The sequence below is a fragment of the Halomonas sp. V046 genome (assembly GCF_052645355.1).
This window is the reverse complement of the sequence record NZ_JBQXYF010000005.1, coordinates 322,416-340,872: the sequence shown is the minus strand read 5'-3', so window position 1 is coordinate 340,872 and position 18,457 is coordinate 322,416. Positions and strand designations below refer to the sequence as shown.

15 protein-coding genes are annotated in these 18,457 nt (G+C 64.1%); 11 read left to right on the top strand and 4 right to left on the bottom strand.

Annotated elements, in window-relative coordinates:
* Window position 1: 1 nt before the first annotated feature.
* Window positions 2-478 carry a thioredoxin-dependent thiol peroxidase gene (gene bcp / locus ACUN9Y_RS09070; RefSeq protein ID WP_445460369.1) on the bottom strand — a complete coding sequence of 159 codons (477 nt, stop codon included), beginning with the start codon at window positions 476-478 and terminating at the stop codon, window positions 2-4.
* Between the two features lie 215 nt (window positions 479-693).
* Here bcp and dapA point away from each other — a divergent pair, with 215 nt between their 5' ends.
* The 4 genes from dapA to purC all read left to right on the top strand — a co-directional run bounded on the left by dapA (window position 694) and on the right by purC (window position 4,317).
* Window positions 694-1,578, top strand: coding sequence for a 4-hydroxy-tetrahydrodipicolinate synthase (dapA, locus tag ACUN9Y_RS09065; RefSeq protein ID WP_445460368.1), 885 nt, complete (start codon window positions 694-696; stop codon window positions 1,576-1,578).
* An 83-nt stretch (window positions 1,579-1,661) separates the two neighbouring features.
* Window positions 1,662-2,627, top strand: coding sequence for a lipoprotein-34 (locus ACUN9Y_RS09060; protein ID WP_445460367.1), 966 nt, complete (start codon window positions 1,662-1,664; stop codon window positions 2,625-2,627).
* Between the two features lie 176 nt (window positions 2,628-2,803).
* Window positions 2,804-3,565 (top strand): MBL fold metallo-hydrolase, encoded by a 762-nt coding sequence (locus ACUN9Y_RS09055; protein ID WP_445460387.1) that lies wholly within the window; start codon window positions 2,804-2,806, stop codon window positions 3,563-3,565.
* 38 nt (window positions 3,566-3,603) lie between these two features.
* On the top strand, window positions 3,604-4,317 hold the full coding sequence (gene purC, locus ACUN9Y_RS09050) for a phosphoribosylaminoimidazolesuccinocarboxamide synthase (protein ID WP_445460366.1): 714 nt from the start codon (window positions 3,604-3,606) through the stop codon (window positions 4,315-4,317).
* 167 nt (window positions 4,318-4,484) lie between these two features.
* Here purC and tsaA read toward each other — a convergent pair whose 3' ends face one another.
* The gene (gene tsaA, locus ACUN9Y_RS09045) at window positions 4,485-5,231 is read right to left on the bottom strand and encodes a tRNA (N6-threonylcarbamoyladenosine(37)-N6)-methyltransferase TrmO (protein WP_445460365.1); all 747 of its coding nucleotides are present in this window, start codon (window positions 5,229-5,231) and stop codon (window positions 4,485-4,487) included.
* Between the two features lie 471 nt (window positions 5,232-5,702).
* On the opposite strand from tsaA, the gene ACUN9Y_RS09040 reads away from it, so the two are divergent.
* Entirely contained in the window at window positions 5,703-6,401 is a 699-nt protein-coding gene (locus tag ACUN9Y_RS09040) for a GNAT family N-acetyltransferase (protein ID WP_445460364.1), read from the top strand.
* A gap of 56 nt (window positions 6,402-6,457) precedes the next feature.
* On the opposite strand, the gene nadC is transcribed toward ACUN9Y_RS09040, so the two are convergent.
* A complete protein-coding gene (gene nadC / locus ACUN9Y_RS09035) occupies window positions 6,458-7,306 on the bottom strand; it encodes a carboxylating nicotinate-nucleotide diphosphorylase (RefSeq protein ID WP_445460363.1) in 849 nt (282 codons plus the stop codon).
* A gap of 130 nt (window positions 7,307-7,436) precedes the next feature.
* On the opposite strand from nadC, the gene ampD reads away from it, so the two are divergent.
* The 6 genes from ampD to ACUN9Y_RS09005 all read left to right on the top strand — a co-directional run bounded on the left by ampD (window position 7,437) and on the right by ACUN9Y_RS09005 (window position 15,937).
* Window positions 7,437-8,033: a 1,6-anhydro-N-acetylmuramyl-L-alanine amidase AmpD gene (gene ampD, locus ACUN9Y_RS09030; RefSeq protein ID WP_445460362.1), complete on the top strand. Its 597-nt coding sequence runs from the start codon at window positions 7,437-7,439 to the stop codon at window positions 8,031-8,033.
* A gap of 317 nt (window positions 8,034-8,350) precedes the next feature.
* On the top strand, window positions 8,351-11,026 hold the full coding sequence (gene aceE, locus ACUN9Y_RS09025) for a pyruvate dehydrogenase (acetyl-transferring), homodimeric type (protein ID WP_445460361.1): 2,676 nt from the start codon (window positions 8,351-8,353) through the stop codon (window positions 11,024-11,026).
* A 76-nt stretch (window positions 11,027-11,102) separates the two neighbouring features.
* Window positions 11,103-13,142, top strand: coding sequence for a pyruvate dehydrogenase complex dihydrolipoyllysine-residue acetyltransferase (aceF, locus tag ACUN9Y_RS09020; RefSeq protein ID WP_445460360.1), 2,040 nt, complete (start codon window positions 11,103-11,105; stop codon window positions 13,140-13,142).
* 289 nt (window positions 13,143-13,431) lie between these two features.
* Complete coding sequence (adk, locus tag ACUN9Y_RS09015) at window positions 13,432-14,088, top strand: adenylate kinase (RefSeq protein ID WP_445460359.1); 657 nt, start codon at window positions 13,432-13,434, stop codon at window positions 14,086-14,088.
* A gap of 392 nt (window positions 14,089-14,480) precedes the next feature.
* Window positions 14,481-15,185 carry a tRNA (adenosine(37)-N6)-threonylcarbamoyltransferase complex dimerization subunit type 1 TsaB gene (gene tsaB / locus ACUN9Y_RS09010; protein WP_445460358.1) on the top strand — a complete coding sequence of 235 codons (705 nt, stop codon included), beginning with the start codon at window positions 14,481-14,483 and terminating at the stop codon, window positions 15,183-15,185.
* Entirely contained in the window at window positions 15,182-15,937 is a 756-nt protein-coding gene (locus ACUN9Y_RS09005; protein WP_445460357.1) for a class I SAM-dependent methyltransferase, read from the top strand. The genes tsaB and ACUN9Y_RS09005 overlap by 4 nt, the downstream gene beginning before the upstream one ends.
* A 57-nt stretch (window positions 15,938-15,994) precedes the next feature.
* On the opposite strand, the gene plsB is transcribed toward ACUN9Y_RS09005, so the two are convergent.
* Window positions 15,995-18,430: a glycerol-3-phosphate 1-O-acyltransferase PlsB gene (gene plsB / locus ACUN9Y_RS09000; protein WP_445460356.1), complete on the bottom strand. Its 2,436-nt coding sequence runs from the start codon at window positions 18,428-18,430 to the stop codon at window positions 15,995-15,997.
* Window positions 18,431-18,457 lie beyond the last annotated feature (27 nt).

Here is an 18,457-nt window from a genome sequence, read left to right as displayed (position 1 = left end):
ACTAGACGTCTTGCTGGAGGCGCTCGGCCGCCGCCAGCACCTCCTCCACGTGGCCCTTGACCTTCACCTTGCGCCACTCCTGGGCGAGCTTGCCGTCGGCATCGATCAAGAAGGTGCTGCGTTCGATGCCGAGATGCTCCTTGCCGTAGAGCTTCTTCAACTTGATCACGCCAAACAACTGGCACACGGATTCGTCCTTGTCCGAGATCAGGGCGAAATTGAAGTCCTGCTTGGCCTTGAAGTTTTCCTGGGCGCGGAGACCGTCGCGAGAGACGCCTAGAATCACCGTATTGGCCGCATCGAAGGCGGGCTTGTTGTCACGAAAGTCCCCGCCTTCGGTGGTGCAGCCTGGCGTGCTGGCCTTGGGATAGAAGTAGATCACCACCTGCTGGCCGCGTAGCTCGGACAGCGTGATCGGCGTATCGCCGGTGGCAGGGGCGGTGAAATCCGGGGCGGTGTCGCCGATGGCCAGGACCATAACGTCTCTCCATTGATGTCGATGAAAGGCGTCGATTACACGGAATGCGTGGCGACATGTAAAGACGTGGCTGTACAGGTTATGGCCGCCTGAGTACCATTTGCCCTTTGGTCTCGGTCGCGAAAGGTGGCGGCTGGGCAGCCATGCTGGACACGTCAGCGCGCGGGCCGCCGATCTCGCCGCACCTGTGGGGACAACCGAGAGGAATAACGAGGATGATCACGGGCAGTATCGTCGCGCTGGCGACACCGATGAAGGCCAATGGTGATATCGACTGGGAAGCGCTGCGTCGACTGGTCAACTTTCATCTGGACAACGGGACCGATGGCATCGTGGCCGCCGGCACTACCGGTGAACCGACCACCATGACGTTTGCCGAGCACTTCGATGTGATTCGCAGCGTGGTGGAGGAGGTCAACGGTCGTATCCCGGTGATTGCCGGCACGGGCTCCAACAATACGACGGAAGCCGTCGAACTGACTCGCTACGCCAAGGAAGTGGGCGCAGACTATTGCTTGACCGTGGCTCCTTACTACAACAAGCCGACCCAGGAAGGCTTGTACCAGCACTTCAAGGCCGTCGCCACCACCAGTGACCTGCCGGTGATTCTCTACAACGTGCCGGGACGCACCTGCTCGGATATCTACAATGAGACGGTGCTGCGTCTGGCCGAGGTGGATAACATCATCGGTCTGAAGGATGCGACCGGCAATCTGGAGCGCGCCGAGGATCTGATTCAGCGCCTCAAGGGCAGCGACTTCATGCTCTATTCCGGCGATGACGCCACCGCTTGCGACTTCATGCTGATGGGCGGGCATGGTGATATCTCTGTCACTGCCAACGTCGCGCCCAAGGCCATGCACGAGTTGTGCGCGGCGGCGGTGGCCGGTGAGCAGGAAAAGGCGCACCAGATCAATACGCGGCTACTGCCGCTTCACACCAACCTGGGCATCGAGTCTAATCCGATCCCGGTGAAGTGGGCGTTGAATCGCATGGGTATCATCGACACCGGCATCCGTCTGCCGCTGACCTGGTTGTCGGAGAAGTACCACTCCACCATCAGTGAGGCTCTGCAGCTGGCCGGCCTGATCGAGGACTGAGTCCAGGCCCGTCGAAAACGATGTCTGGTGCCGGCGGGGTCGCTGACGCCGTCCTGGAACTATCAATCAAGCAAGGTGGAAGCATGAATTCTGCGCTGAAAGCACTGCCGCTGGTGGCGATCTCCGCTCTGGCTCTGGCAGGCTGCGCCCGGGAAGGGCACTACCACGACCGCAACGTGGACTATGTCGATGCCCGTCAGGCGCCGCCGCTCTCGCTTCCCGACAGCCGCGACCCGAGCCGCTATCGTGATGTCATGCCGGTGCCCCGGAGCAGCGGCGAATTCTACGCACGTCAGGATGGCTTCGAGGCACCGCTGCCCGAGACGTTGTCCGCCAGCACCGCCGTGGCGGCTGGCGACGTGGCCATTCGGGAAACGGGCAGCGACCGCTGGCTCGTGGTCGGCGCGGCACCGGCCGTGGTGTGGCCGGAGTTGGAGCGCTTCGCCGAACAGCGTGGGCTGGAAGTCACCCAGCGAGACAGTGCCCAGGGCCTGCTCTCCACCACCGATGGCAGCCTCTCGCTGCGTCAGGGGCTGCGTCCGGGGACCACTGAGGTCCGCTGCGAAAGCGGCGGGCAGCTCAACCTGCTGTGCCTGAACTCGTTGCAGCGCCATTTCGAAGCGCGTAGCGCTTCGGCCAGCATTGCCTCGGCGTCGGCCCAGCAGCAGCCGAGCAGCGAGGCGGTGAGCTACGAGCAGCAAGGCGATAACTGGGTCATGGTGTTACCGGCCGATATCGACCGCACATCGGCGGAATTGAGCTTCCAGCTCGAGAACAACTTCGCCATGGACGACCGCCGTGAGCTGGTCAGTGCCGATCCGGCCAATGGCAGCTTCGTGATCGACTACATCACCGAGAGCGAGCGCACTCGTGGCTTTATCGATTCGCTGACATCCATGGACCTGATGGAGTCGATGCAGCGTATCGAACTGCGCCTGTCGCCCCAGGGCCAGGGAACGGTAATGGCAGCGCGTAGCCTGGATGACGAGCCGCTGTCGCCGGACGATCAGCGTGAGCTGCTTGAGCGCATGGCGGGTTTGCTGCTCTGATGGATCGAGCGGCATCGGGCTCGGTGGATCGAGCGGCATCGGGCTCGGTGGATCGAGCGGCATCGGGCTCGGTGGATCGAGCGGCATCGGGCTCGGTGGATCGAGCGGCATCGGGCTCGGTAGATCGAGCGGCACCGGGCTCGGTAGATCGAGCAGCATCCGCACCCACCACGGGCTTGAGCTTCGCGTCACTGGGCAGTGGGAGCAAGGGCAATGCCACCGTGGTGTGCGACGGCGATACCCGAGTGCTGGTCGACTGCGGGTTCGGCCTGAAAGAGGCAGAGCGCCGTCTGGCCCGCCTGGGGCTGCACCCGCGCCAGCTCGATGCCGTCGTGGTGACCCATGAACATGGCGACCATGTCCGTGGGGTGGGGCCTTTGGCGCGTCGTTATCAGTTGCCGGTGTACCTCACGCCTGGCACCTGGTTGTCCGGCAGGCTCGGGCGCCTACCTCTGCGGCACTGGATAACGCCGCAGTCATGCTTTGCCGTGAAAGGGTTGACCATCGAGCCGGTCACGGTGCCTCACGATGCCCGTGAGCCGGTGCAGTTTCTGATTGCCAGCGGCGCGCGGCGACTGGGACTGTTGACCGATCTTGGCCATCCCAGCGAGCACGTCCGTCGGGCCTTCCGTGGTTGCGATGCCCTGGTGCTGGAGTGCAACCATGATGTCCAGATGCTGGCGGACGGGCCCTACCCGCCGAGTCTAAAGCGCCGCGTGGGCGGAAACTGGGGGCACTTGGCCAACGGTCAGGCGGCGGAACTTCTCGGGGCCCTGGGTCTTGAGCGTCTGCAGCGTATTGTTTGCTCCCACCTGTCCGAGCATAACAATCGCCCCGAGCTTGCCCTGGCGGCATTGATGCCGTTGCTCGACGGCGATGATACCCGTCTCGCCGTGGCGGCTCAGGATGATGGCCTGGGCTGGCAAGCTATCCATTGATCTTTTAACTGCTCCTCCTACTGTCTGTGGAGACTCCCATGGAAAAGCGTCAAGAACTCTATGCCGGCAAGGCCAAATCGGTTTTTGCCACCGACGATCCTGATCGTCTGATTCTGCACTTTCGTGATGACACCAGCGCTTTCGACGGCGAGCGAATGGAGTCGCTGGCACGCAAGGGCATGGTCAATAACCGCTTCAACGCCTTCATCATGGGCAAGCTGGAAGACGCCGGGATTCCTACCCACGTCGAGCAGCTGCTATCGGACACCGAGTGCGTGGTGAAGAAGCTCGACATGATTCCGGTCGAGTGTGTGGTGCGAAACATCGCCGCCGGCGGGCTGGTCAAGCGCCTCGGTGTCGAGGAAGGACAGGCGCTGTCGCCGCCCACGTTCGAACTGTTCCTGAAAAACGACAAGCTGCACGACCCGATGATCAACGAATCCCTGGCCGAGACCTTCGGTTGGGCGACACCGGAGCAGCTCGCCGAAATGAAGGCTCTGACCTTCAAGGTCAACGAGGTGCTCAAGACGCTGTTCGCCGACGGGGGCATGCTGCTGGTGGACTACAAGCTCGAGTTCGGGGTCTTCCAGGGCAAGATCGTCCTCGGCGACGAATTCTCGCCGGATGGCTGCCGTCTGTGGGATGCCAAGACGCGTGAAAAGCTCGACAAGGACCGTTTCCGCCAAGGCCTCGGCGGGGTGATCGAGGCCTACGAAGAGGTCGGCCGTCGTATCGGTGTCGATTTCGCCTGACGGTCGCCGTCGTGAGCTAACGTCGTTATGCCTTGCATCGCCCCGAATCGTGGCTGGATTCGGGGCGATGTCGTTGGGTAGCGGCGCGGGCGTCGGCACCGAGTGAGTCCGGCGGGAGACGACGAACGTGGGCGGTGGGCTGGGGCGTTCGCCGTCGGTGCGCCCCTTCAGCGCAGCCTCGAGGGGGGCATGGGGTCGAGAGCATCGACGATAAAGCGTGGGGTGCCCGGGTCGTTGAGACGACGAAAGCGGACGTTGACGTCGCGCAGCAAGACGCCGTAGTGGCGGTCATCGTGCTGCACGCTGCCACGATAGGCCGGACGCGGGTCCTGGGCCAGCACCTGAGTGATCAAGCGCCTGAGGCTATCGCCGTCGTGGCGGGCGGCCAGGGCCGCCTCGACGTCGGCGGTAAAGTCCACCCGGCAGGTGCTCGGCGCGTCGGGGGCGAAGCCGGTGCGTGCCTCGGGGCGAGCCTCGGCCCATGGCAGGTAGGGCTTGATGTCCACCACCGGGGTGCCATCGACAAGATCCGCGCCGCGCAAGATCAGCGTGACGCCCGCTCGGGTATCCACGCCCACCAACTCGACCAGCGACTGCCCCAGGCGGTTGGGGCGGTGAGTGCTACGGCTGGCGAATACCCCTATTCGAGCATTCCCACCCAGACGTGGCGGCCTGACCAACGCTTTCCAGCGCGGCGGACTAAGGTGAAAGATGAAGGTCAGCCACAGGTGGCTGAAGCCTTCCAGCCCCCTTACCGCCATCGGGTCGGCAAATGCAGGTGCGAGCACCAGGCGTGCCCTGGCCTCGTCGGCAAGCCCAGGTTGGCGCGGCACCCCGAACTTGTCGGGAAAGTCGCTGGCGATGGTGCCAATCGGGGTGAGGGTATAGGTCGCGTCGGCGGTAGGCTGATTCATGGGGCTCGTGACGGGCTGTCCTGATTGGCGGTGGAGGATGTCGGTCGTGCAGGTCGGACGTGAAGGGCGACCTCGCACGGGCGGTTTCGGCGTCGCACGGCGCTGCGAAGGCAGATCAATCGGCCCCGCGCCATGTGGCCGACGCCGTGGCCGGCGCTGCTGCCGCGAGAATACATGGGGAGTACGGCGATGGCACCCATCAAGCTTGCTCCGGTTATCTTGCGCTCCCGTGTCAACGGCTGGGCGGGATGGTTGGCGAAAGCCCTTCGACTGGGTAGGCTTGGGCGTTCGCGCCTGCCCGGCGCCACCCAATGGCCCGAGGCTTGCTCAGGGCCGGAACGCTCCAGGAGCCCTGGGAGCGGTTCCAGGCCACAGCGTTCGTTGGGGCCAGCACAGCGCAGCGTTTGCTCACTTACGGATTTCTCCATGCCTGACCGTCCAATGTCCGACAGCTTTATGTCCGCAGATCCCATGTCCATAGATCCCATGTCCACCAACGCCGAGTCGCAACACTCCCGGCCTGGGCGCTCGATGAGCTTTCACGCCAATCTGAGCGGCGGGGCCGACGCCGCCGATGGCGACGTGGAGGGTAACGTGGACCGAGGCGTGGCGGACGTGGAGAACGTCGCCGCTGGCGACGTGAGGGAGGGGGCGGAGGCCTCTCCGAGGCGTCATCGCCCCCGGGTGTTCTATCGCTCGGTGATGGCGAAGGATGCGGCGGATCAAGCCGAGGTCTTCCACCATGCGGTAATGCAGGGTGCCAGCAGGCACTACAGCCTCGAGCAGCGTCGCGCCTGGGCCTCGGCACTACCCCGCGAGGCCAGTGCCTGGTCGGCGCGCCAAGCGCTCTATACCACCCTGGTGGCCGATTGTGACGGACATTGCGTGGGTTTCGTCGAGCTCGACCTGGAGCGAGCCCGTATCGTCACGCTGTATGTCTGGCCTTCGCTGGCCGGACGTGGCATCGGCGGCAGGCTATTGGCTCTCGCCGAGCAACGCCTGGTCGAGGGTGGCGCCCGGCGGATGATTATCGAGGCGAGCCTGATGCTCGCCGAACGCCTGTCGGACAAGGGGTGGGAGTCCCATGGCGAAGAATGGGTCGAGCGCAACGGCGAGCGCCTGCCACGCCACTGCATGAGCAAGACCCTCCGCTCCCCTCCGGCGTGCTGACCTTGCTGCCCGACGTCTGGCCTGACGTTTGGTTATGCCGCTCCGCGGGGGCTGGACTATCCGTTCGGCATCATCCGCATCGACAGGTCGATGGCCTTGACGTCCTTGGTCAGAGCGCCGCTGGAGATGCAGTCGACGCCGGTCTCGGCGATCGCCTTGAGCGTCGAGTCATCGACATTGCCCGAGGCCTCGACGATCGCGCGGCCCGCCACACGGGATACTGCCTCGCGCATTTCCGCGAGGGAGAAATTGTCCAGCATGATGACGTCGGCGCCGGCAGCCAACGCCTGCTCGAGTTCGTCGAAGGTCTCGACCTCGACCTCGACGGTCAGGTCCTTGGCGATGCTGCGGGCTTCCTTGACGGCCGCAGCGATACCACCACAGGCTGAAATGTGGTTTTCCTTGATGAGGAAGGCGTCGTAGAGCCCGATACGGTGGTTGGTGCCGCCACCGCATGAGACGGCATACTTCTGCGCCACACGCAGTCCCGGCAGCGTCTTGCGGGTGTCCAGCAGCTTGACGCCAGTACCCTCGAGAAGGTCGACATAGTGACGCGTGCGGGTCGCGGTCGCCGACAGCGTCTGGAGCAGATTGAGTGCCGCACGCTCGCCGGTAAGCAGGCTGCGCGCCGGGCCTTCGAGCTCGAGAAAGGGCTGATCGGGAGGGAGACGGTCACCGTCGGCGGCATGCCAGGTCAGGGCCACGCGCGGATCCAGGCGGCGAAACAGTTCATCGACCCAGGCGACGCCGCATAACACGGCCGGTTCGCGGCTGATGACGCGGGCGCGGGCCTGATGCTTCTCGGGGATGAGCTGGGCGGTGATGTCGACCGGGCCGATATCTTCGGCCAGCAGGCGAGCGGCGCAATTGCGAATGTCTTCGGCGAGGGCGTCCTGAAAATGCATGGCAGTCTCTGTCCTACGGGGCGTTGAGGCGACATTATAGGCATTCCACACCCGCCACGTCAGTGGGGCACACGACCGACGGCGTCATGCGAGCGGAATCATCCACGCCGCGGGCCGAGGAGGGCAGTACATGCAGTGTCGACAAGGATGGTTGGATGGCGCCCGACGGGTGCCATCGCCGAATGCCAATGACCGGCCGGAGCGGGAGGTTTCGGCGGTGGTCCTGCATTCCATCAGCCTGCCGCCGGGCGTCTTTGGCGGCGACCATATCGAACAGCTGTTCACTAACCGGCTCAACCCGGATGAACACCCGTACTTCGCGACCATCGCCGGCCTGCGGGTCTCGGCCCACCTGTTGATTCGGCGCGATGGCGAGTGCGTCCAATTCGTTGGCTGCAATGAACGCGCCTGGCATGCGGGACGCTCGTGCTGGTTCGATGGCCGCGTGGAGCGCCGTGAGCTGAATGATTTCGCGGTGGGTATCGAGCTTGAGGGCGATGAGGTAACGGCCTATCGCCTGGCGCAGTATCGGACCCTGGCGCGGGTGCTGCGCGCGCTGTTTGCCGCTTACCCGACGATTACCCCGGATAGGGTAACTAGCCACGCGCGTATCGCGCCGCTGCGCAAGGCGGATCCCGGGCCATCGTTTGACTGGGCCTACATGCGTCAATATTTGACACAGCTCGTGGCCGAGCCGGCAAACAGCGATTCGGCATACCCAAAGTGAGGCAGTGCGGGTCAAACGGTAGTTTGTTTACAAGTGGCTGTCTTTAGGCGGGTTCGAGGTGTGAGCCTGTCGCTAACCCATTGTGTTGCAGTGCAATAAGGTGTTATTGAAAAATATTTCCACTTCTGCTTGAATTGGCACTGCTGGGCGATTGCGGTATCTTCAGCGTCATCTGAGCGCTTACAGACGCAAGAAAAATAGTAAACTTACTACATGCCTGACGCCGCCAGCGGTCTGGCCCCGTGCCCGGTTCCGCTCGCTCATTGGCCTCGATTGCGGGGCAATGGAACCCCCATCGTCATTCGGAGAGACGTTCTATGAGTCTTGGTTCAAGAGAAGATCTCGATCCGGTCGAAACCCAGGAATGGTTGGATTCCCTGGAATCGGTCCTGGATCGTGAGGGCGAGGATCGTGCCCGGTACCTGATGACGCGGCTCGCCGACCGCTACCGCCAGGATGGCATGCAGGTGCCCTTCTCGGTCACGACCCCGCATCGCAACACCATCCCGGTGCACTGTGAAGCACCGATGCCTGGTGACCTGTTCATGGAGCGGCGGATCCGCTCGCTGATTCGTTACAACGCCATCGCCCAGGTGATTCGCAACAATCGGGCGAATCCCGGTCTCGGTGGCCACATTGCCAGCTTCATGTCATCGGCCACGCTGTATGACGTCGGCTTCAACCACTTCTTCCGTGCGCCCAACGGCGACTTCGAAGGCGATCTGGTCTACATCCAGGGCCACGTGGCGCCGGGGATCTATTCCCGCGCCTACCTGGAAGGCCGTCTGACCGAAGATCAGATGGACAAGTATCGCCAGGAAGTGGATGGGGACGGCCTGTCGTCTTACCCGCACCCCTGGCTGATGCCGGATTTCTGGCAGTTCCCCACGGTGTCCATGGGCCTGGGGCCGATCCAGGCGATCTATCAGGCGCATGTCATGAAGTACCTGCATTCACGCGAGCTGCATGACATGCAGGATCGCAAGATCTGGTGCTTCATGGGTGATGGTGAGTGTGATGAGCCGGAATCTCTCGGTGCCATTCACCTGGCCAGCCGCGAGAAGCTCGATAACCTGATCTTCGTCATCAACTGCAACCTGCAGCGCCTCGACGGTCCGGTACGCGGTAACTCGCGGATCATCGACGAGCTGGAAGGCGTGTTCCGCGGCGCCGGCTGGGACGTCCTCAAGGTCGTCTGGGGACGCCACTGGGATCCGTTGTTCGAGAGAGACAAGAAGGGCGTCCTGCAAAAACGCATGGACGAGGCGGTCGACGGCGATTACCAGAACTACAAGGCCAATGGCGGCGCGTACACCAAGGAGCACTTCTTCGGCAAGTACCCCGAGACCGCCAAGATGGTCGAGGACATGTCCGATGAGGACGTGTGGAAGCTCAACCGCGGTGGCCACGACCCGTTCAAGGTCTACGCGGCCTATCACGAGGCGACCAACAAGGCCAACGGTCGTCCCACGGTCATCTTGGCGCACACCGTCAAGGGCTATGGCATGGGCGGCGGTGACGGTGAGGCTGCCAACGAGGCCCACCAGGTCAAGACCCTCGAGTACGAAGCGCTCAAGCGTTTCCGCGATCGTTTCGGCATTCCGCTGTCCGACGAGCAACTCAAGGAAGTGCCGTACTACAAGCCGGCCGATGATTCGCCGGAAATGAAGTACATGCACCTCCAGCGCGAGCGCCTGGGTGGTTACCTGCCGAGTCGTCGCTCGGACTTCGACGCCCTCGAGATTCCGTCGCTGGAGGACAAGACCTTCGCCTCCCAGACGGTTGGCTCGAAGGGGCGTGAAGTGTCCACGACCATGGCCTTCGTGCGTATTCTCAACGGCCTGGTCAAGGACAAGAAGCTCGGCAAGTACGTGGTGCCGATCATCCCCGACGAAGCGCGCACCTTCGGCATGGAGGGCATGTTCCGCCAGCTCGGCATCTATACCTCCGGCGGGCAGAAGTACGAGCCTGTCGACAAGGGTCAGATCATGTTCTACCGCGAGGATCAGAAGGGTCAGATCCTCGAGGAAGGCATCACCGAGGCCGGGGCGATGTCGGCCTGGATGGCCGCGGCGACCTCGTACTCGAACAACAACACCACGCTGCTGCCGTTTTACATCTACTACTCGATGTTTGGCTTCCAGCGTGTCGGTGACCTGGCTTGGGCGGCAGGCGATCTGCAGGCGCGTGGCTTCATGGTCGGCGGCACCGCCGGGCGGACCACGCTTAACGGCGAGGGGCTTCAGCACCAGGACGGCCACAGCCTGCTGCAGGCGGCGATGATCCCCAACTGCCGTACCTATGACCCGACCTACGCCCATGAGGTGGCGGTCATCGTCCAGGACGGCCTGAAGCGGATGTTCGCCGACAAGGAGAACTGCTTCTACTACCTGACGGTGATGAACGAGAACTACGAGCATCCGGCTCTCGATGACATCCCCGCCGATGACATCATCAAGGGCATGTACCTGCTGCGCGAGACCAAGGGCAAGAAGAAGGGCCACGTCCAGCTGCTCGGGTCTGGCACCATTCTGCGCGAGGTCGAGGCGGCCGCCGCGATGCTGGCCGACGAATGGGGCGTGGGCAGCGATATCTGGAGCGTTACCAGCTTCAACGAGCTGCGCCGCGAGGCGCTGACGTTGGATCGCGAGGCCTTCATCAACCCAGAGGCCAAGCCCGAGAAGCCGCACGTGACCAAGTGTCTGGACGGCCGCAAGGGGCCGGCGATCGCCTCCACCGACTACATGAAGTTGTACGCCGACCAGGTTCGTGCCTGGGTGCCGACGGACTACCATGTGTTGGGGACCGACGGCTATGGCCGCTCGGATACCCGCGAGAAGCTGCGTTCGTTCTTCGAGGTCGATCGCTACTTCGTTACCGTGGCCGCGCTGAAGGCGCTGGCCGATCGCGACGAGCTGGACCGCAAGGTCGTGGCCGAGGCCCTCAAGAAGTACGGCATCGACCCGTCCAAGCCGAATCCGCTTGAGGTGTGAGGCGCCGACCGATTGATCCGGTGGCATGGCGGGCCCTCCGGGCCCGCCCCCGTCAAGAGTTTGAAGGAGCGCGACCTTGAGTAGCGAAATCATCAAAGTGCCCGACATCGGTGGCGATACCGATGTGGAAATCATCGAGATCGGCGTGGCGGTCGGCGACGTTATCGAGCCGGAAGACACCCTGATCACCCTGGAATCCGACAAGGCCAGCATGGACGTACCGGCGCCCAAGGGCGGCAAGGTCGTCAAGGTGCTGGTCAAGGAAGGCGATACCGTTTCCGAAGGCGATGACATCGTCGAGCTGGAAGTCGAAGGCGGTGGCGATGCCGGCGACGACGCCGAGGCTGACGACGCCGAGGCCAGTAAGGACGATGAGCCGTCCAAGCAAGAGCAGGCGTCGGCATCCGAGGACAAGGCCCCGGCCAAGCCCAAGGCTTCCGGCGGTGGCAGCAAGACCGTCGAGATCAAGGTGCCGGACCTCGGTGGCTCCAGCGATGTCGAGATCATCGAGGTGCCGGTGTCCGAAGGCGACGAGGTCGCCGAAGAAGACACTCTGATTACCCTCGAATCCGATAAGGCGTCCATGGACGTGCCGAGTCCGCACGCCGGCAAGCTGGTCAGCCTGACGGTCAAGGAGGGCGATACCGTCTCCGAAGGCGATGTGATCGGCACCATGGAAGTCGCTGGTGAAGGCGGCGATGACAGCGACGCGGACGATGGCGCTGACGCCGAACAGGCCTCGCCTGCCCCCGAGCCGTCTGCTGATAGCGATGACAGTGGTGACGACGAGGGCGACGACGAGGCCGCCGCCGGTGGGCGCGAGGAAATCCGGGTGCCGGACATTTCCGGCTCCACCGATGTGCCGATCATCGAGATGGCGGTGGCCGTCGGTGATGAGGTCGACGTCGAGGATGCGCTGATCACCCTGGAATCCGACAAGGCATCCATGGACGTGCCGAGTCCGTTCAAGGGCAAGATCGTGGAGCTCTCCGTGAAGGAAGGCGACACCGTGTCCGAGGGCGACCTGATCGGTTACATCGAGGTTGCTGGTGCGGCCCCGAAGAAGAAGGCACCGAAGCAGGACGCTCCCAAGCAGGACGCGTCCAAGCAGGACGCTCCCAAGCAGCAGGCCAGCAAGCAGGAGTCGGCGAGCCCGGCGCCGCAAGCCGCGGCGGCCGAACCGCGTGATGCCAAGAACGTCCATGCCGGGCCCGCGGTACGCATGCTGGCACGTGAGCTGGGCGTGGATCTGGGGCTTGTGGCGCCGACCGGTCCCAAGGATCGGGTGCTGAAAGACGACGTGCACAGCTACGTCAAGCAAGTGATGTCGGGTCAGGCCAAGTCAGCCAAAGGGGCGGCCGCGCCGGCTGCGGGTGGTTCCGGTATTCCGCCGATTCCCGATCAGGACTTCACCCAGTTCGGCGAAGTGGAAGAGAAGCCGATGGGGCGCCTGATGAAGATGGGCGCCAACAACCTGCATCGCAGCTGGGTCAATATTCCCCATGTGACTCAGTTCGATGAGGCCGATATCACCGAGCTCGAGGCCTTCCGTAAGTCAATGAAGGCCGAGGCCGAGGCCCAGGGCGCCAAGTTGACGCCGCTGCCCTTCATGATCAAGGCCTGTGCCTTTGCGTTGCGCCAATACCCGCAGTTCAACGTTAGCCTGAAAGCCGATGGCGAGACGATCGTGCACAAGAAGTACGTGCACATCGGCGTAGCGGTAGACACGCCCGACGGCTTGATGGTCCCGGTGATTCGCGATGCCGACAAGAAGTCGCTGATCGACCTGGCCAAGGAGTCCGTGGAGTTGGCCAAGAAGGCCCAGACCAAGAAGCTCAAGCGCGACGAGATGACCGGTGGCTGTTTCACCATCTCGAGCCTGGGGTCGATTGGTGGTACCGCCTTCACGCCTATCGTCAATCCGCCGGAAGTCGCTATCCTTGGTGTGTCCAAGGCGACGATGAAGCCGGTGTGGGATGGCGCGGCCTTCCAGCCGCGGTTGATGATGCCGCTGTGCTTGTCCTACGACCACCGTGCGGTCAACGGGGCAGATGCGGCGCGCTTCACCGCCCTGCTGGGACAGTTGCTGACCGACATTCGTCGTCTGCTGCTGTAACGCCGAGCTCGCTGGATGAACGAACGGCGCCGCAAGGCGCCGTTCGTTTTTTTATCGGCAGCCGGCGATATCGCTCGGCGTTGTGCCTGGGCAAGCGAATCATGACGCGGACGTGTCAGCGTGACCAAAGTGCTATTTCCGCATCAACATTTTGATAGCAGTATGGTTTGCATCCTATTCTCCGGCGTTTCGTCGCTCCGCTTGGTTGTGTCGCCATCGCGGCCCGGGTATCGTTCGCCAATTCCGTTTTCCCCGTGAACCCTTTTCTCATCTTCAAGGAGCCACTTCGATGCGTTTGATCCTGTTGGGTGCCCCCGGCGCCGGCAAGGGCACTCAGGCCCAGTTCATCTGTAAGCGCTATGACATCCCGCAGATTTCCACCGGCGACATGCTGCGCACCGCGGTAAAAGAGGGCAGCGAGCTGGGACTTAAGGTCAAGGAAATCATGAACACGGGGGGGCTGGTGTCCGATGACATCATCATCGCACTGGTCAAGGAACGTATCGCTCAGCCGGATTGCGCCAACGGCTTCTTGTTCGATGGCTTTCCGCGCACCATCCCCCAGGCCGATGCCATGAAGGAAGGCGGGGTCAAGATCGACCACGTGCTAGAGATCGCCGTGGCCGACGAGGAAATCGTCAACCGCCTGGCGGGGCGCCGCGTGCACCCGGCCTCCGGTCGCGTCTATCACGTCGACCACAATCCGCCCAAGGAAGAGGGCAAGGACGATGTGACCGGCGAGGCCCTGATCCAACGGGAGGACGATCTCGAGAACACGGTGCGCAATCGCTTGTCGGTCTACCATGAGCAGACCGAGCCGCTGGTCGGCTACTATCAGGAGTGGGCCAGTCAGGATCCGCAGAAGGCGCCGAGCTACCATCGTGTCGAAGGTATCGGCAGCGTCGATGCGATCACCACCCAGGTGAAAAAGGCGCTGGAAGGCTAAGGCTTTACTGTTCGACGGAGTGCTCGGATCCGACGCTTGAGCCTGTCACGCTAGGCCTGCCAGGTTAAGCCCGTCACGCTAGGCCCGTTAAGGTAGGCCCGTCGCGCTAAGCCCGTCACGCTAGGCCCGTCACGCTAAGCCCGTCACGCTAAGCCCGTTAAGGTAAGCCCGTCGCGCTGGGCCACGCCACGCCCAAGCACCCACTGCTCGGGAGCCGGCAGCGTGCCTGCAGGCGCCGCTGTTAGTCCGTCAAGGAAAGGCCTGTCTGATGCTGTCGGTGGGCCTGATGACGTATCCCAAGGCGCTGCGTTCCAGTTTGTCGTTGACGGCCCGCCCACGGCGGGCCGTCGGCGTATTATACTGCGCGCACATTTTGCAAAGGCGTGTCCATCATGTCCCTTCTTCTGGCTCTGGATGCCTCCTCGAGCGCCTGTTCCGCCGCCCTGCTGAACCGTCAACCCGGTCGCGACGACGCCATCGTCGCGCGTTTCGCTCAGACCCCGCGTGAGCACACCCGGCGCCTGTTGCCGATGGTCGATGAGGTGCTGGCTGAGGCCGGCGTCTCGCCAGCGCAGCTGGACGCCGTGGCCTTCGGCCGTGGGCCGGGCTCGTTCACCGGCCTGCGCATCGCCGCCGGCGTCGCCCAGGGGCTGGCTTATGGCCTGGACCGGCCGTTGATCGGGGTCTCGACCCTCGAGGCGCTTGCCCTTGGGGGGCACCTGCGCTACCGCTATCGATACCTGCTCACCGCCCTGGATGCACGCATGGGGGAAATCTACGCGGGGGCCTGGCGCATCGAGAACGGCTGGCCGGTCGCGCTGATGTCCGAAGCGGTGCTAGCCCCGGAGCGGCTGGTATTGCCCCGTGAACACGAGGATCACGACTGGGTCGGGTTGGGCTCCGGCTGGTCGCTGTGGGACGCCATGCCGGCCCAGATCCAGGCCAGCCTCGGTCAGTGCGTCGAGGACGTCGATCCCGAGGCCGCCGATATGGTCAGGCTTGCGGCCAACGCCTTCGATCGCGGCGAGGCCCAGGCCCCCCAGGACGCGCAGCCGGTCTACCTGCGTGATCAAGTGGCGTGGAAGAAGGCGCGATGAGCGTTGCCGTCGCCCCTGATTTGGTGGAACTGGTGGAGCGCTTCGGCCTCGACGACGACCCCAGGGCGCCGCTTGCCCTGAGACGCGATGCCGACGGCCGCCTGGTACTCGGCGGTGATCAACGTGACTACGGTAAACCGCTGTGGGTGGATTTCGTCGCCGGCCGTGCGCGACATCGGCGGCGCTTCGGCGGCGGACGTGGCCAGCTGGTGGCCAGGGCCTGCGGCCTGGCCAAGGGCATCACGCCGTCCATCGTCGATGCCACGGCGGGGCTGGGGCGAGACGCCTTCGTGCTGGCAAGCTTAGGGGCGTCGGTGTTGTTGATCGAACGGGTAGGGGCGATCGCCGCGCTGTTGGAAGATGGCTTGCTGCGGGCATCGCAGGATCAAGACGTGGCGGAGGTCGCCGAGCGCATGGTGCTGAGCCATGGCGATAGTGCGCGGGAGTTGGCGCGGTTGATACACGGCGCCGGTGCGGTGCCGCAGGTCGTCCATCTGGATCCGATGTTCCCCCATCGCGACAAGTCGGCCCTGGTCAAGAAGGAAATGCGCGTCTTTCGCGAATTGGCCGGTGATGACGACGACGCCCCGCGACTGTTGGAAGCGGCCCTGGACGTGGCCAGTCACCGGGTGGTCGTCAAGCGGCCACGCAAGGCGCCACCCATCGCCGGCCCCGAGCCCCGCCACCGGCTCGAAGAGAAGACCAGTCGCTACGACATCTACGTTCACCGTAGGCTGACGGCTGACGGCTGAGCCGCCGCCACGCCTGCTGGGCGTTATCTCTCGCCAGAGAGAGGCGTGGGTTCGGGCCTATGCACGGGTATCGGCGTGGCGAGTGAGCATGGCCAGGCGCTGGCGCAGGGAGGGATCGAGCAGCCGTGACACTCGCCTCGCCGACTGGCGCAGGTGGTCATCGAAGGCCAGGACGTCGCCTTGCTGCCATACCCAACCTTCGGCGATCAGGCTATCCACCAGGGTCTCGAACAGCCGGCCATCGAAGAATTCCGGTGCCTCTCTGCCGGTCAGTAGCGCTAACCTCTCGGCCAGTCCCTTGGCTCGTGCACACAGCGATTCTCGCCCGAGGCTACCGGGTTCGGCACCGAGCAGCACATCCACCAGCAAGTAGTTGCGTTCAAGCGATGGCTGAATGATCTGGCCCAACAGGCGCAGGCGCTCTTCGGCCATCAGGCATTCTCTGGGCTGCCAGCCGCCGTTCGATGCTTCCAGCAGGTCGGCGGCGTCGAGTGCGTCCAGAATGCGTGCCAGGTCTTCGCGCAGATTCGTTGGCCTGGCAAGCGACAGCTCCCTGGCCAGGGTCGGCCAGAGTGGTGCGAGCTGCTCGTGGAGGCTATCGAGGTCGCGTTCGCGGGTCTGACGAAAGGCGAAGGCGACCAGCGCCGGCAGGGCGAACACGTGCAGGACGTTGTTGCGGTACCAGCCGAGCAGGGCGGCCTGGGTGCTGTCGGCCAGCACGATGTCCCCCAGTGCCTGGGGACGCCGCTGGATCATCTCCAGTTCGATCACCCGTTCGATCCAGCCCTGGGGGGAGCCTTGTGGGCGGGTGGGGTGCGGTCCCTCGGAGGATACGGAATCCGCGAGGCGAACCAGCAGGGCAAGCTGGGCCTTTAGGGTATCCTCCTCGAGTGCCCGGTGGGGGGTGGCGAGCAGCGCCAGAGCGACCAGGTTGACCGGGTTGAGCGCGGCGACCGCATTGATGCGTGAGGCCAACACATCGCCGAGTTGCGGCACCAGTGGCTTGAGCCAGGCATGTCCGGTATCGCCATTGTCATCGGATCTCGCCTGCCAATCGGGATGGTGGGCGTCGAGGAATTCAGCCACCGGCAAGGGCTCACCGAAGTTGAGCGACACGCGTCCGAAGGGATCGCGCAGCCGACCCAGCACCTTGACCAGGCCCAGCGGCGTCTCCTTGCGCTTGCGTCCGCCCTCCAGCTCGCGTTGGTAGCTCGCGTTCTCGAGGATCCGCTCGTAGCCGATATAGACCGGGACGAAGACCATGGGCTGGGTACCGGAGCGCTGCAGGCGCAGGAATGAGCGTAGCGTCATCGCCAGCATCCCCGGACGCGCCGGCAGCATTCGTCCGCTGCGCGAACGGCCGCCCTCGATGAAGTACTCCATCGGGTAGCCGCCGGCCAGCAGGCGGTGCAGGTATTCGTTGAACACCGCGCCATAGAGGCGGTTGTCGCGAAAGCTGCGGCGCAGGAAGAACGCGCCTCCTCGACGCAGCAAGGGCCCGATCACGGGCATGTCGAGATTGCGCCCGGCGGCGATGTGCGGGGGCATCAGGCCATCCCGATAGAGCACGTAGGACAGCAGCAGGTAGTCGATATGGCTGCGGTGGCAGGGGACGTACACCAGGGTGTGATCGCCCGCCAGGGCCTTGATGCGATCGAGCCCGGTGACGTCGACGCCGTCATAGAGGCGATTCCACAGGCGTTTCAGGGCACCGGCCAGAAATCGCTGCACCGGATAGGTCATGTTCGAGGCGATTTCATTGCCGTAGCGGCGTGCGCGCTGTTGCAGGCGATGGTCGCTGCGCCCCGCGGACCCGGCAGAGGCGCCACGGATATCGTGAATGACCCGGCGCACCTCGGGGCTTGCCACCACGCCTCGAATCAGGGTGCTGCGATGGGACAGGTCGGGACCCAACACCCGGGTGCGGACACGCCGAAAATGCACCCGCAGCAGGCGCGCCATCTTGCGATTGGTCAGCGCCGAGTCACGCCCGTCGATGAGCTCTGAAAGCCGCAGGGGCGCCCCCATGTGGAGCTCCACATCGCGGCCGTTGACCAGTACCGACAGCGCGCGGCGCAGGCGACCGGTGAGCTGCCAGCTATCCGCCGACAATAAGTGCCACAGGCCGAAGTCCTTGCCCGGAGCGCGCCCCCAGAACACACTGACGGGCACCAGCTGGACTTCTTCGCCGGCCGCGATCAGGTCGGTGAAGGGGGCGACCGGTAGTGGCCGCCCGGGCCACCAGCGAAAGCGACGAGCGGGTAGTGATAGGCAGCGGCGGGTGCCCTGCTCGCGCCCTTCGGCGCTCGGTAACGAGTGATGGCGGGTGTAGTTTTCCAGCAACAGGGCATCCGACAGCGCCGGGCGTGGCAGCACGTACAGGGTCGGTAGCCGAGGATCGAGGCCGAGGGCGTCGGGGGCGGGTTCGGCCAGGCGAACCTCGGTCCAGGCGGCAATCAGTCGCCGCAGAGGGGCGCGCAGTAGGCCTAGCATGGCGATGGGTCATCCTTGATGGCATGG